Genomic DNA, 14,021 nt, shown 5'->3' with positions numbered 1-14,021 from the left:
GGCTCAGTCTTCCAGCGCGGCCTCCATCACGGAACGGGCGATCGGCGCGGCGCTGCCGCCCCCGCTGATGTCGGCCCGGTCGGCTTCGGCGTCCTCGACGACCACGGCCACGGCGACGGCCGGCCGGGCGGAGCCGTCCGCCTGCGCCCAGGAGACGAACCAGGCGTACGGCAGGCCGGAGTTGTCGATGCCGTGCTGGGCCGTGCCCGTCTTCCCGCCGACCGTCGCCCCGTCGATCGCCGCGTTCGTCCCGGTGCCCTCCTGGACCACGTCGATCATCATCTGCCGCAGCCGCATCGCCGTCATCGGGTTCATTGCCCGGTGGTAGGAACGCGATCCGGTCGTACGGACGGTGGAGCCGCTGTGTGTGGTCGTACGGTCGACCAGGTGCGGGTACATCAGCTCGCCCCCGTTGGCCACGGCGGCGGCCACCATCGCCATCTGGAGGGGGGTCGCCGTGGTGTCGAACTGGCCGATCGAGGACTGCGCCAGCTGGTCGCGGCTCATGTCGGTGTCGAAGTTGCTCTTCGCCACCCCGGACGGGATCTTCAGCCCGGTGTCGTTGAAGCCGAACTTGCCGACCGCCTCCACCATGCCGTCCAGCCCGACCTGAACCCCGAGGTGCGCCATCACGGTGTTGCAGGAGACCCGGATCGCCTCGGCCAGCGACGCCTTGGCGCACCCCCGGGCCTCGTCGGGCAGAACGGTCGAGGTGCCCGGCAGGACGTAGGGGGAGGGGGTGTCGGTCGGCGCGTCCGGATCGGTGACGACCTCCGCGTCCAGCGCCGCGGCGGCCGTCACGATCTTGAACGTGGAGCCCGGCGGATAGGTCTGCCGGATCGCCCGGTTGAGCATCGGCTGGCTCCGGTCCGCGTTCAGCTCCCGCCAGGCGTTGGTGACGGACGAGCCGGTGCCGGAGAGCCGCCCGGGGTCGTACGACGGCGTCGAGACCAGCGCCAGGATCCTGCCGCTCGTCGGCTCGATCGCCGCGACCGCGCCCCGGCGGCCGCCGAGCCCCCGGTAGGCGGCCCGCTGCACCGAGTCCTCGACCGTCGTCGCCACGTCGCCGCCCGGCTGGCGGCTGCGGGTGATCTCGTTCCAGAAGGGGAGCGGCGCGAGCATGGGGTCGGTGCCGGAGAGGACGCCGTCCTCCGCGTTCTCGATCAGGGTGGTGCCGTACGTCTGCGAGGCGTACCCCGTGACCGGGGCGTACAGCGGGCCGTAGCGGTAGGTGCGCTCGTGGGCGAGCTGCTCGCCGGTGTCCTTCGAGCCGGTGACGGACCGGCCGTCGACCAGGATGTTGCCGCGCGGCTGGTCGTAACGGTCGATCGTGTTGCGGCGGTTGGCGGCGTTGTCGTCGAGCTCGTCGGCCTCGAAGACCTGGATGCGGGCGGCGTTGACCAGCAGCGCCACGAGCAGCAGCAGACAGAAGGCGGCGGCGCGCCGGATGTAGCGGATCACTGCTCGTCCTCCAGGGCGGTCGCGATGACACCGGTCTCCACCTGGTCGGGGTGGGGGCGGCGGGCGAGGTCGCTGACCCGGATCAGCAGCGCCACGATGATCCAGTTGGTGACCACGGACGAACCGCCCTGGGCGAGGAACGGCATCGCCATACCGGTCAGCGGGATCAGCCCCGTCACCCCGCCCGCGATCACGAACACCTGGAGCGCCAGGATCGAGGCGAGCCCGATCGACAGCAGCCGCCCGAACGGGTCGCGCAGCGCGAGCCCGGCCCGGTAGCCGCGCGCCACGAGCAGCGCGTACAGCAGGAAGACGGCGGTCAGCCCGGTCAGCCCCAGCTCCTCGCCGGCCGTCGCCAGGATGAAGTCGGACTTGGCGGCGAAGCCGATGAGGATGGAGTGGCCGAGCCCGAGGCCGGTGCCGAGCATTCCGCCCGCGGCGAAGGCGAACAGCGACTGGGCGAGCTGGCTGGGCCCCCGGCCGGCGTCGATGGACGCGAACGGGTCGAGCCAGTCCTGCACCCGGCTGTGGACATGCGGTTCGAACGACCCGACGACGAACGCGCCGACGGCCGCGAGCAGCAGCCCGACCGCGATCCAGCCGGTCCGGCCGGTCGCCACGTACAGCAGGATCACGAACAGGCCGAAGAAGAGCAGCGAGGTGCCCAGGTCGCGTTCCAGCACCAGCACGCCGACGCTGAGCAGCCAGATCGCCACGATCGGGCCGAGCACCCGCCCGGTGGGCAGCTGGAGCTTCCAGATCCTGCGGCCGGTGTACGCGAGGGCGTTGTGGTTCGCGGCCAGGTAGGCGGCGAAGAACACGGCGAGCAGGATCTTGGCGAACTCGCCCGGCTGGAAGGAGAATCCGCCGACCCTGATCCAGATCTTGGCGCCGTTCACCGCAGGGAAGAAGATCGGCACGATCATCAGGACGAGGGCGGCGGCGACCGACAGATAGGCGTACCGCTGGAGCACCCGGTGGTCGCGCAGGAACACCACCACCGCGATGAAGAACGCCACGCCGAGCGTCGACCAGATCAGCTGGGTGGTGGCGGCCTGGTCCCTCGGGGTCTCCAGGTCCAGCCGGTAGATCAGCACCAGGCCGAGGCCGTTGAGCAGCACGGCGATGGGCAGCAGCAGCGGATCGGCGTACGGGGCGCGGAAGCGGACGGCGAGATGGGCCAGGAGCGCGAGCAGCCCGAGCCCGCCGCCGTATCCGGCGACATCGGGCGGGACCGCGTCGTCGTGCGCCAGACCGACGGCGGCGTAACCGTAGACGGAGATGAGGACGGCCCCGATGAGGAGCGAGAGTTCCACGCCGCGCCGCCTGGGCAGGCGCAGCTCGGGCGGGGGTGCGTCCGCCGTCGATGCGGTCATGCCACGCAACGTAGCAAGAGGTGGGGGTTATTTCCCTTATGTCATAGCGCGGGGCGGTCATGGGGCGGTGCCGACGGAGGGTTTGGCGGCTCCTCGGCGCCCTCGTCCGGGCCTGCGTACTCCGGCAGGGTCAGCCGGGCCACCGCCCCGCCGTCCGGCGCGTTCCCGAAGACCAGCGCGGCGCCCATCACCTCCGCCTGCCCGGCGGCGATGGTCAGCCCGAGGCCGTGCCCCTTGGCCCCGCCCTCGGTACGGAAGCGCTGCGGACCGCCCGCCGTCAGATAGTCCGGGAAGCCGTCGCCGTGATCGCGTACGGTCACCACCGGCCCGTCGACCGTCAGCACCACCGGCGGCCGGCCGTGCCGGTGCGCGTTGGTGATCAGATTGCCCAGCACCCGTTCCAGGCGCCTCCGGTCCGTCTCGACGCGCACCGGCGGCCCGTCCCCGGCGGCCTCGACCCCGGTCTCGGTGCCGGAGGCGCGCACCACACCCCGGACGAGCGGCACCAGTTCGTGCACATCGAGGTCGACCTGCTCGGTGCGGGCGTCGAGCCGGGAGATCTCCAGCAGATCCTCCGTCAGGGCGCGCATGGCCCGCACCCGGTCCTGGACCAGCTCCGACGGGCGGCCGGGCGGCAGGAGTTCGGCGGCGGCCGACAGGCCGGTCAGCGGGGTGCGCAGCTCGTGCGCCACATCGGCGGTGAAGCGCTGCTCGGCCTGGAGCTTGCGCTGGAGCGTCGAGGCCATGGTGTCCAGCGCCCCGGCGACGATGGCGACCTCGTCCTGCCGGCGGGCGGGGTCGGCGGTGCGGGGGTCGTTGACCCGGGCGTCCAGATCGCCCGCGCCGATCCTGCGGGCCACCCGCGCGGTCTGGTGCAGCCGCCGGGTGACCCGGGTGACGGCGAACGCCCCGACCAGCAGCGTGGCGCCGATCGCCAGCAGCGAGGAGCCGATGATCGCGCCGTCCAGGCCGTTGATCGTGCGGGCGCTCTGGCTGTAGTCGATCCGGGTGGCCAGCGCGTGTCCGTCGGCCGGGGCGGCGGCCCACATCGTCGGCCGGCCGAGATGACCGGCGACCATCGTGCCCCGCTTCCCGTCCACGGCCAGGGCCCGCAGCGAGGAGGGCAGCCCCGGCGGATCGATCCCGGAACGCGGCGGAAGCGCCTCGCCCGCCTCGTAGGCCGCGGTGACCTCCGTCAGCCGGGCGAGCGCCTTCTCGCGGGCGTGGCCGACCGTCTGGCGGGTGACCGCGGTGTGGACCAGCACCCCGAGGAGCGCGGCGAGCACACAGCACATCACGGTGATGAAGACCGCTGACTTCCAGGTGAGCGTCGCGGTCCAGGCGGGCAGCCGCAGCCGGCGGCGCGGGCGCCCGCCCGCCCGGCGGCTCACCGGCGCTCCGCGGACACGGCGGCCGAGGGGGCCGGAGCGGTCCCGGCCGCCGACGAGGGCGCGGCGGTCCCGGCGGACGGCCGGGCGGTGGGCCGCGCGGGGGCGGCGGTGGAGGGGTGCTCGCCCGGGGTGCGCCGCCGGTCCTGGTCACCGCGCGGCGGCATGCGCAGGATCTCGTCCTGGGTGGGCAGCATGGCGCGCTGGCGGTCGTCCCAGGACCATGCCGTGCGGTACTCGTAGCCCGTGATGGCCGAGGGCGCCCGCATGATCAGGTCCCGGCCGGCCAGCTCCACGCTGATGACGGCGTCCGAGGTGGACATGATCCGGGTCAGCCCGCCGGACTCCGGCATGTAGACGCGTACGGACAGCTGGCGGTCGCCCAGCCGGAGGGCGAGGACCATCTCGTCCTTGCCGTCGCCGGTCAGATCGCGGTAGTAGGGCCGCAGCACCGGGCACTCCTTCGGTGCGGTCCGGCAGGCCTTGATGCGGCGGACGGTCTCGGCCGGGAGATCGGCCGTGCCGCTGGAGCGGTCGGGGCGCGCCGCCAGGCCCGCCTGCACCACCGCCACCGGGTTCAGCCGGTGCACATCGCCGCCGGGCACCGTGATGCCGGGGATGCGCGCGGTCTCGCCCTCGCCGTAGTCGTACGGGGCGGCGGACGCCGGCGGCAGCTCCGGCCACAGCAGGGTGGGGCCGATGGCCTCCGGGGCCGGTCCCGCGCTCCGCAGCTCGCCGCCGGTCCCGCAGCCGGCCAGCAGGGCGGCGCCGCCGGCGACGGTCAGGGCGGCCGCCGCCGCGCGACGGCCCACCCGGTGCTGCGGACGCATGGCTTCCTCCGATCCCGGCACAGGTCGAGCCGGCACCGCGCTCGTGCGCGGCCCGGCTCCGTCGACCTTATTCGGAAGGAAGTCTCTTATGCGTATTTAGTGTTTAGTTCTGGTACGGGTTCTGGCCCTGGCCCTGCGGGCCCGGGGCGTAACCCGGCTGCTGCGGGGCCTGGCCGAACGGGTTGCCGTCCTGCGACGCCACGTGCTGGGCCAGCAGCTGGTCCGCCTGCTCGCGGGGGATCTTCTGCTCACCGCCGCAGAACGTGCACTGGGTGGCGTACTTGGTCGATATCGGGAACAGCGGCACGAAGAACAGCGTGAACTTCGTCACCCGCTTGCGCAGGGTGTGGGCCGCCGGGTTCCCGCACCAGCCGCAGACCAGCGTCAGAACGGCCAATTGGTAGAGATAGCCTCGCGTACCAAAAATGATCATGATGTGGGTCCCTTCCCCGTATTCCCCAGCAGCGCCCGGCGGCAGAGCGCCAGCAGCTTCTCGTCCTCGTATGTGTCATGGCTGCCGTAGCCGCCGTCCATCGCGTTGTGACGGCGTACGGAGGTGAGCTCGGCCAGCAGCACATGTGCCGCGTCCGACCCTGCACCAGCAGCCCCCATCCGCGCCAGGCATTCGGCCACCCGAACCCTGACATGGCGGTTCTTCTCCCAGGCCGTCAGGAGGACCGGTACGGACTCCTCGGCCCGCCCGGAAACCTCCCACAGCGCGATCGCCGCGTCCACCCGCAGCCACAGCTCCTCGTGCCGCAGCAGCGCCCGCAGCCGGGGCGCGGTCACCGCCGCCCGCTCGCCCAGCCGGCCCAGCGCGCTCGCCGCCGTCCGCCGCTCGTGCGCGTGCTCCGCCTGAAGGCCCTCGATCAGCACCGGCAGCACCGTGTCCGCGTCGCCGTCGACCGCCCACAGCGCCTCGGCCGCCTCTGTGGCCCCCGCCGAGCCGGGCCGCCGCACCAGCGCCCGCAGCTCCGGCACCGCGCAGTGGGCCGCGGGGCCGAAGGAGGCCAGCGCCCGCAGCGCCGCCGTCCGCAGCCACTCGCCCCGGTACTCCGGAGCCCCCCGCAGGATCCGCAGCACCTCCGGCGCGGCCTCGCCCGCCCCCAGCGCCGTCAGCCCGGCCAGCAGCGGGCCGGCCCGGTCGTAGGCCCCCTCGTCGAGCCCGACCTCGCCCAGCCTGCGCCGCAGCGCACCGGCCAGCGGACGGGCCTCCTGGCCCATGAAGGCGATGGCGTACCCCACGTCGTGCGGCACCTCGGGGCGCTCCAGGGCCGCCGCGAGCGCGGGCAGCGCGCGGGCGTCGCCCAGCCGGGCCAGCGCCTTCACCGCGCTGCCGAGCCCCGGCGGGCCGCTCGCCCACTCCTGCACCCACGCGCCGGGATCCGCCGCGACCCGCGCCGCCAGCGCGTCCGCCGCCGGGGCGGCCAGCCCGAAAAGCTCCTCCAGAACGTGCGAGGCGGCCTCCGCGAGCGTCGGATCGGCCGACCCGAGCTGCTCGCCCACCAGCCGGACCAGCTCCGCGTAGGAACCCCGCCAGGCCCGTATGAGCCCGCTGCTCATCCGTACCGCGTCGATGCGCTGCCAGCGGTCGGGGCTGCACAGCTGATCGGTCAGCAGCGCCGTCCGCTCCGCGACCCGGTCGTCCAGCCCGACATGCAGGGTGCGCAGCAGATCGGCGGTCCAGGGCGCCGTACGTCCCGCGTTCTCCTCGGCCGACAGCGCCCGCAGCTGGCCCAGCAGCGTGACCGGAGCGGCCTCGGCGGGGGCCGGCTCGGGCGGCTCGACGGCACAGGGGCGGGCCTCCGGGGCGCCGGGGGCCGAGCGCAGCTCGCGCAGCAGCCCCGCCACCACCCGCACCACATCGCCGGGCAGCGACTGCGGGGCGCAGCGCGCCAGCTGGGCCAGGGCCGCGAGCCGCAGCCCCGGCGGATTGGCCTCGGCCGCCAGCCGGCTCAGCCAGTCCGCGACCTGCCAGGCCAGCGGGCCGTGGCGCAGCGCGACCCGCCCGGCGGCCTCGACCAGCGCGAGCCGCACCTCCTCGTCCGGCTCCACGGCCAGCCGCTCCCGCAGCAGGGCGAGCACCCGGTCCGGATCGCCGTGCAGCGTGGCCAGCGCCAGCGGGGCGGAGACCCGCACCCCCGGGTCCTCGTCGGCCAGCAGGGCGAAGAAGACCCCGGCGCCCGCCGAGACGGCCGCCGCCGCCATCGCGTAGTTGGCCGCGCCCTCGGCCTCGTCCTCGTCGATCTCCTCCTCGTCGTCCTCGTCGAGGTCGATGCCGCCGATGCTGGTCAGCAGCTCGACGATGCCGCCGCGGTCCGGGACCGCCGGATCGACGACCAGCTCCAGGAGGAAGGGGATGCAGGCGAGGGTGCACGCGTAGACGTCGCCCTGGTGGTGCACGGCCCCGTACATCCCGTCCAGGGCGCCCTCGCGCTCCGCCGGATCGGCGGAGGCCAGGCCCCGCAGCAGCCCCGGCACATCGTCCGCAGGCCCGTAGGCATGCTCCATCGAGGCCCAGTCGACCTCGTCGATCCCCGCGAACACGCCATCGCCTCCCCACCGACGCCCACGAAGCAGTGTCTGCGCAGAGTGTGCACCACCGCTCGGACATTCCACCCACCCCCTGCCGGCTTTTGCCCTTGCGCATGACAAAAGCGGCGGCGGTGCGGTACGGGCGGGGCCTTTGCCGGGCGTCGGGGCGCCCTCGCCGTCACCGGCGCCCGTCTCAGGTGCCCGGGACCGGCCGTCCCTGCCCCGGGTCGTCGAGCGGCGCGAGCAGATCGCCGTGGCGGGCCAGCCGCCCGGCCATGTCGCCGGCGAGGAAGACCAGCTCCCCGGGGGCACGGCAGCCCTCGATCTCCGCCCAGGTGACCGGCGCGGAGACGGTCGGCTCGGGCCGCGCGCGCAGGGTGTAGGGCGTGGCGGTCGTCTTCGCCGCGGCGTTCTGGCTGAAGTCCACGAAGACCTTGCCCGGCCGCAGCGCCCGCTTCATCCGGTGCACCACCAGCTCCGGCAGCTCCTGCTCCGCCTCCACGGCCAGGCCCTTCGCGTACGCCGACACCTCGGCCGATCCCGTGGGCTCCAGCGGCACCAGCAGATGCAGCCCCTTGGACCCGGACGTCTTCCCGTACGCGACCAGACCGTCCGAGGCCAGCCGCTCGCGCAGCCACAGGGCGACCCGGCAGCACTCCACAACCGTGGCGGGCGCCCCGGGGTCCAGGTCGAACACCAGCCGGTCGGCGATTCCCGGCGCCCCGGCCCGCCACTGCGGGGTGTGGAACTCCACCACCAGGTTGGCCGCCCACATCAGCGAGGCGAGGTCCTGGACGACCACCTGCTCGGCCTGCTCGCTCTCGCGGTGCGGGACCGGCGCGGTCCGTACCCAGGACGGCGTACCGGGCGGCGGGTTCTTGGTGAAGAACAGCTGCCCGTCCGGCCCGTCCGGATAGCGCAGGAAGGACAGGGGCCGGTCCCTCAGCTGGGGCAGCAGCACCGCGGCCGCCGCGGTCGCGTAGTAGTGCAGCACCTCGCCCTTGGTGGTGCCGGTGGCCGGATACAGCACCTTGTCGAGGTTGCTCAGGGTGAGCCGTCGCCCCTCCACCTCTGTGATCGGCGTCATACGATAAGAATCACACGCAAAACGGATCTGTACGGAACATGCGGATGTAAGGGGTGACCGGTGAGGTCCATATGGAACGGCGCCATCTCCTTCGGGCTGGTCAGCATCCCGATCAAGCTGGTCAACGCCACCGAGAACCACTCGATCCACTTCCGGCAGATCCATGTCGCCGACGGCGGCCGGATCCGCTACCGCAAGGTGTGCGACCTGGACGGGGAGGAGGTCACATCCGACGAGATCGGCAAGGCCTACGAGGACGCCGACGGCTCGATGATCCCGATCACCGACGAGGACCTCGGCTCGCTCCCGCTGCCGACCGCCAAGACCATCGAGATCGTCGCCTTCGTGCCGGCCGACTCGATCGACCCGCTCCAGATGGACGCGGCCTACTACCTCTCCGCCAACGGGGTCCCCGCGGCCAAGCCGTACACCCTGCTGCGCGAGGCGCTGAAGCGCAGCCAGAAGGTCGCCCTCGCCAAGTACGCCCTGCGCGGGCGCGAGCGCCTCGGCATGCTGCGGGTGGTCGACGACGTGATCGCGATGCACGGACTGCTGTGGCCCGACGAGATCCGGGCCCCCGAGGGCGTCGCGCCGGAGTCGGACGTGACCGTGCGCGACGCCGAACTCGACCTGGCGGACGCCCTGATGGACACGCTCGGCGAGGTCGACATGGACTCGCTCCACGACGACTACCGCGAGGCGGTCGAGGAGATGATCGCGGCCAAGGCCTCGGGCGAGACCCCGGAACCGGCCGCATCGGGCGACTCCGGCGGCGGCAAGGTCATCGACCTGATCGCCGCCCTGGAGAACAGCGTCAAGGCCGCGAAGGAGTCCCGGGGCGAGGGCGGGGACGAGGGCGAGGACGGCAGCGGGGACGAGGAGAAGCCGGTCGCCGGGGTCACCTCGATCGCGGACCGCAAGCCCTCGGGCGGCCGGTCCGCGAAGAAGTCCGCCTCCTCGCCCAAGTCCTCCGGCGGGAAGAAGTCCGCGGCGAGCGGGGGCCGCACGGCCGCCAGGAAGAGCACGTCGGGCAGCGGCCGTTCGGGCAGCGGTTCCGGCGGCGGCTCGGGCAGCGGTTCCGGCGCGAAGAAAACGGCGTCCAAGAGGGCTTCGGCCAAGAAGACGACGGCCAAGAAGCGGACGGCCTCGTCCTCCGCCCCGAAGAGCACTTCCCGCAAGCGCGCCTCGGCCTGACCAGGGCGGACGGCGCCCGGACCGCGCCCGGACCGCGAAGGACGGCCGCCGCGGGGCCATGTGCACCCGCGACGGCCGTCCGGTCCGTTCCCGTGTCCGCGATCAGCGCCTGCGGTACGAGCTCACATAGCCGGCCGCCGGAGTACCGACACCCGTCACGTCGTCGTAGCCCTTCACCGCCGCGAGCGAGGCGTCCTTGCCCAGGCTCCGCACCGACGTCTTGAGCCCGTCCGTCGCGTCGTACCCGTTGGCGAAGTCCACCCGGGCGACCGCGAGATCACGGTGCGCGCCCAGCGGGTGGTCCGTCACGTCGTGGTACGCCCTGGAGTGGTAGCGGGCGTAGATCGCCGGGTTGGCGAAACCGATGGGCCGGCCGCGCTGGGCCTGCTGCGCGAGGGCCTGGACACCGGCGATGACCGGCGCCGCCAGCGAGGTGCCGCCGATGCGGTACTCGTCGTAGCCCAGCGATCCGTCGGGCAGGGTCTGGGTCTGGCCCACCAGGAAGCCGGTGTTCGGGTCGGCGACGGCCGCGATGTCCGGGGCCGTGCGCATCCGGGTCTTCCCGTTCGCCTCGGCCAGCGCGTCCGGCACGATCCCGCGCTGGTAGAACGGCTGCTTCACGGTGGAGCTGGTGCCGCCGCCCGCGCCCGAGGTGTAGGCGCCGGGGAAGCCCGTCCAGCTCTTGCCGTCCGCCGCCAGCGGTGCGCTCTGCGTGCCCCAGCCGGTCTCCCACTGGTACGACTCGTGCTTGCCGACGGCCAGTGACGTACCGCCGACCGAGGTCACCCAGGCGGAGTTGGACGGGACGTCGATCTGCTTGGTGCCGGTGGACGCGACGTTGTCGCCGGCGTCTCCCGAGGAGAAGTAGAAGCCGATGCCCTCGATGGCGCCCATCTTGAACACCTGGTCGTAGGCGAGTGCCAGGTCGGGGGTCTGGTTGGCCTCGACGTCGCCCCACGAGTTGGAGACGATGTCGGCGAGCCGGTGGTCGACGACCTTGTTCAGCGAGTCCAGCAGGTCGTTGTCGTAGCAGGAGGCGCCGCCCACGTACACGATGTCCGCGGCGGGCGCGACGGCGTGCACGGCCTCGACGTCGAGCGTCTCCTCGCCGTACCAGCCGGAGGCGCCGCACTCCTCGGTCTTCGTGTAGTCCTTCGGCAGCACCTGGCTGAGCTGACCGCGCCGGTAGGGCGCGTCCCCGTTGCGCTTCGCGTACTCGGCGGCGTCCTTGGCGATGGTGGGGGAGGCGTACGCGTCGGTGATCGCGACCGTCACGCCCTTGCCGGTGTAGCTCCCGGCCCCGTACGCGCCGCGCAGCTGCTTGCCGGTGTAGCCCTTGACCGCGTACGGCACCTTGGAGCCGTACGCCGTCGGCAGCGACGAGGCGGTCCGGGAGCCGAAGTACGAGGAGAACGGGCCGGAGTTGCGGAACACCGCGTCCGGCGGCGGCAGCACCTCGTCATGGCTCGACCGGTGCGGGGCGTTGTCCAGACCGGAGACGGCGAGCACCGCATCGCCCAGCGCGGCCGGCACGGACGCCGTCGCGGACGGGGCGCGGTAGGTCCTGCCGCCCTTGCGGTAGTTGCGCAGCTGGGTGCTGAACGCCTTCTCGGCCGCGCCGGCCGCGCCGGTCGCCGAGACGTAGTGCTCGTTGGTGCCGGTCACGGTGAGCCCGCTGGACTCCAGCCACTGGCTGACCCGGTCGATCTGCTCCTGGGTCGCCCCGAACCGGGCCTTCGCCTGCGCGGCGCTCAGATACTTCCCGTACGAGGGCGACTGCGGGTCCGACACAGCTGCGGCATAGGCCGTCAGCCCCTTCGCGTCACGTCCGGCCAGGTGGACCCGGACGGCGACCTTCGTGCTGTCGGCCGTGGCCCCCTGGTCGGCCGTGGCGGTCGCCCAGGCCGGCTTGGTGCCCTGCAGCGCGTCCCGCCCGCCGTGGGCGGAGTCTGCGCTGGCGTCGGGTATCCCGAGGGCGAGCGCACCGGCGAGCAGCGGCAGTGTCACTGCCATGCTCAGCCCGGCGCGTCGTCCGGCGCGGCTGATTCTCAAGGTAACCCCCTGCGATGTGGGTCTCGCGTGCGGAGCATGTGCCGAATGATGTGCACATGTAATGCGCCACTCTGGCGAGGAACACCTCATGCATGGGGCATGCAATCACCAAGACTCGGCCAAGGGGCCTGAGGGCAGGGGTGATTCGCGCCGTATGACCCGGCGAAAGGGCCCCGTGCCCGCAGACACCCGCTGGATCCGGACGCCTGCGGACATACCGGCCCGTTGGGCGTGTGCGGTCCGTGCGGCTCGCTCAGCCCGTGCGGGCGGTCAGCGCGTGGAAACGGTGTCCGTCGTCCCACCCCCGAGCGACGTCGAGGTGGTCACATAGGTGCAGCCGGTGTACCGGTAGCCGGGCTGGATCCGCGAGCCGTCCGCGTAACTGCTCACGCCGGCGGCCGAACTCCCCGTGCTCCCGCGGTGCTTGTACAGGAAGTGGTACTCCCCGGCAGGCAGCCGCAGCGTCGCGTGGGGATAGTTCTTCCCGGTGTCCTTGCAGGCCCGCAGCGCCCCCGCCGTCCACGAGTACGCCGTGCAGCTCCCGCAGCCCCTGATGTCGACGCGGCCCGTGACCGGCCCGGTGTACAGCACCTCCACCCCGTCCGGGGCGTCGTTGGAGATGACGAGCTCCATCCGGGAGCCGCCCGGCGCGTGTTCGGGAGGCAGCCGCTTCCCGGCCGCCGCCCGGGTGTCGGCTATCTCGGCGGCGATCGCGACGTCCCGGGCCCGCGCCCGGCGCTTGTCGTTCCTGTACGTGTCGGCGAACCCGGTCAGCGTCTTGCGGGCCTCACCGAACTGCTTGTCCTTGAACTCGTCGAGCCCGCAGGCATAGACGCCGTTCCTGATGCCCCCGTCGGTGTCCTTGGCCAGCGCCGCCACCTTCCTGTCCGGCAACGCGGCGGTCGTCGTGCGCAGTCGGCGCAGCGCCTCGGTGGCCGTGCACGGACTGCCGCCGCGCACCGCCGCCGTACGCGAGGAGATCTCCTTCGAGACGGCGGGCCCGACCTTCCCGGCCTGCGGCGACTCGGGGAAGGTCCGCAGCAGCTCGCTCAGCGCCCCGCCGCTCGACCCTGCCGAGGCGTCCCGCAACTGCGAGACCCCGCACGCGTACATCGAATCGGCCAGCGGCTCGTCGGGATATCGGACCAGGTCGCCCAGCAGTCCCGGGTCGATCGAGTCCGGCACCGAGCGCAGATAGGTCAGCGGCTCGATCGCCTCGCAGTGCTTCTTCTCCCGGTACGGCGCCGCCACGGCCCGGTAGTACGCGTCCAGCCGGCCCGGCACGAGCTTCCCCGCCCGCGATCCGGCATGGTCCTCACCGAGCTCGCGATAGACGGCGAGCGCCGCGCGGTAGTCCTCCCGGCCCGCCCCGAAGGGCTTCGCCGACGCCGTCTCGACCGCCCGGTCGCCCTCGTCGAGCCGGTCGAGCAGCATCCGCTCGACCGCCTCGTCCCGCGCGGAGCCGTAGTACACCGCGCCGCCGGCCGGCACGGCCAGCAGCAGAAGCCCCACGGCGGCGGCCACCACCGGCCGCCACGATCCGCCCACCGGTGTGCGCCGGGCCGCCCACGCCCCGTCGGCGGCGGCAGCGGCCAGCACCACGAGATACCCGGTGACCAGGCCGCCGGGCACCCCGTCCGGATCGGCGGGCAGCGCCGCGAACAGCAGCCAGCCGGTCGCCGCCCAGCACAGGAGCGCCCGGAACCACCGCCGTATCAGGACATAACCCAGCCCGAGACCCGTGAGATTGAGCAGCGCGACCGCCACCGCCCGCAGCACCGACCCGGGCGGTGGCGGTCCCGCCGGCGGACCGGCAGGCACCTCCGGCGGGCCGTACGACGCACCCGGCGGCGGTCCTGGCGGTCCCGCCGGCGGCCACGGCGGCGGTCTGTCCGCCGGCTCTCCCGCCGACGGCGCGTACGCGGGCACGGGCGGCACCGCGCCGTTCGCCCCGCCCCCTGCGGACGCACCGCCTCCCGCCGCCGCATCCCCGCGCGGCCACTGATCCCCCGACTCCATCGGTCCCCCCAACCGTCGAGCCCACGTTCGTCCCGGACAATCTGCCCGCATCGCTTCCCGCCCACGCTTCCGCGAAGGG

Annotated in this window: 11 protein-coding genes; 2 read left to right on the top strand and 9 right to left on the bottom strand. The window is 73.3% G+C overall.

The window, feature by feature from the left end:
- Positions 1-3: 3 nt before the first annotated feature.
- From RLT58_RS11160 to ligD, 7 genes are all read right to left on the bottom strand, one after another.
- Positions 4-1,461, bottom strand: a complete 1,458-nt coding sequence (locus RLT58_RS11160; RefSeq protein WP_311310243.1) for a penicillin-binding transpeptidase domain-containing protein — start codon at positions 1,459-1,461, stop codon at positions 4-6.
- A complete protein-coding gene (locus tag RLT58_RS11155; protein ID WP_311310242.1) occupies positions 1,458-2,837 on the bottom strand; it encodes an FtsW/RodA/SpoVE family cell cycle protein in 1,380 nt (459 codons plus the stop codon). The genes RLT58_RS11160 and RLT58_RS11155 overlap by 4 nt, the downstream gene beginning before the upstream one ends.
- Before the next feature lie 41 nt (positions 2,838-2,878).
- Complete coding sequence (locus RLT58_RS11150; protein ID WP_311310241.1) at positions 2,879-4,228, bottom strand: ATP-binding protein; 1,350 nt, start codon at positions 4,226-4,228, stop codon at positions 2,879-2,881.
- Entirely contained in the window at positions 4,225-5,055 is an 831-nt protein-coding gene (locus RLT58_RS11145) for a hypothetical protein (RefSeq protein WP_311310240.1), read from the bottom strand. The genes RLT58_RS11150 and RLT58_RS11145 overlap by 4 nt, the downstream gene beginning before the upstream one ends.
- Positions 5,056-5,158: 103 nt before the next feature.
- Positions 5,159-5,488, bottom strand: coding sequence for a zinc ribbon domain-containing protein (locus RLT58_RS11140; protein ID WP_311310239.1), 330 nt, complete (start codon positions 5,486-5,488; stop codon positions 5,159-5,161).
- Positions 5,485-7,602 carry a HEAT repeat domain-containing protein gene (locus RLT58_RS11135; protein WP_311310238.1) on the bottom strand — a complete coding sequence of 706 codons (2,118 nt, stop codon included), beginning with the start codon at positions 7,600-7,602 and terminating at the stop codon, positions 5,485-5,487. Before RLT58_RS11135 ends, RLT58_RS11140 begins: the two co-directional genes overlap by 4 nt.
- Before the next feature lie 181 nt (positions 7,603-7,783).
- Entirely contained in the window at positions 7,784-8,677 is an 894-nt protein-coding gene (gene ligD, locus RLT58_RS11130; RefSeq protein WP_311310237.1) for a non-homologous end-joining DNA ligase, read from the bottom strand.
- A gap of 60 nt (positions 8,678-8,737) precedes the next feature.
- Between ligD and RLT58_RS11125 the strand changes: the two genes are divergently transcribed.
- Entirely contained in the window at positions 8,738-9,871 is a 1,134-nt protein-coding gene (locus tag RLT58_RS11125; protein ID WP_311310236.1) for a non-homologous end joining protein Ku, read from the top strand.
- A gap of 102 nt (positions 9,872-9,973) precedes the next feature.
- Here RLT58_RS11125 and RLT58_RS11120 read toward each other — a convergent pair whose 3' ends face one another.
- A complete protein-coding gene (locus RLT58_RS11120) occupies positions 9,974-11,884 on the bottom strand; it encodes a S53 family peptidase (RefSeq protein WP_311310235.1) in 1,911 nt (636 codons plus the stop codon).
- Between the two features lie 309 nt (positions 11,885-12,193).
- Positions 12,194-13,690, bottom strand: a complete 1,497-nt coding sequence (locus RLT58_RS11115) for a hypothetical protein (RefSeq protein ID WP_311310234.1) — start codon at positions 13,688-13,690, stop codon at positions 12,194-12,196.
- Here RLT58_RS11115 and RLT58_RS11110 point away from each other — a divergent pair.
- Positions 13,671-13,928 (top strand): hypothetical protein, encoded by a 258-nt coding sequence (locus RLT58_RS11110; protein WP_311310233.1) that lies wholly within the window; start codon positions 13,671-13,673, stop codon positions 13,926-13,928. The genes RLT58_RS11115 and RLT58_RS11110 overlap by 20 nt on opposite strands.
- Positions 13,929-14,021: the final 93 nt, after the last annotated feature.

The organism is Streptomyces sp. ITFR-16 (assembly GCF_031844705.1).
GTDB lineage: Bacteria > Actinomycetota > Actinomycetes > Streptomycetales > Streptomycetaceae > Streptomyces.
Note: the sequence above shows the minus strand (reverse complement) of the source record. Positions and strands in the feature narration are given on the sequence as shown.

Coding starts and splice junctions, on each gene's coding strand:
- RLT58_RS11155 (WP_311310242.1), bottom strand. CDS start 2,837: ATGACCGCATCGACGGCGGACGCACCCCCGCCCGAGCTGCGCCTGCCC.
- RLT58_RS11145 (WP_311310240.1), bottom strand. CDS start 5,055: ATGCGTCCGCAGCACCGGGTGGGCCGTCGCGCGGCGGCGGCCGCCCTG.
- RLT58_RS11140 (WP_311310239.1), bottom strand. CDS start 5,488: ATGATCATTTTTGGTACGCGAGGCTATCTCTACCAATTGGCCGTTCTG.
- ligD (WP_311310237.1), bottom strand. CDS start 8,677: ATGACGCCGATCACAGAGGTGGAGGGGCGACGGCTCACCCTGAGCAAC.
- RLT58_RS11120 (WP_311310235.1), bottom strand. CDS start 11,884: ATGGCAGTGACACTGCCGCTGCTCGCCGGTGCGCTCGCCCTCGGGATA.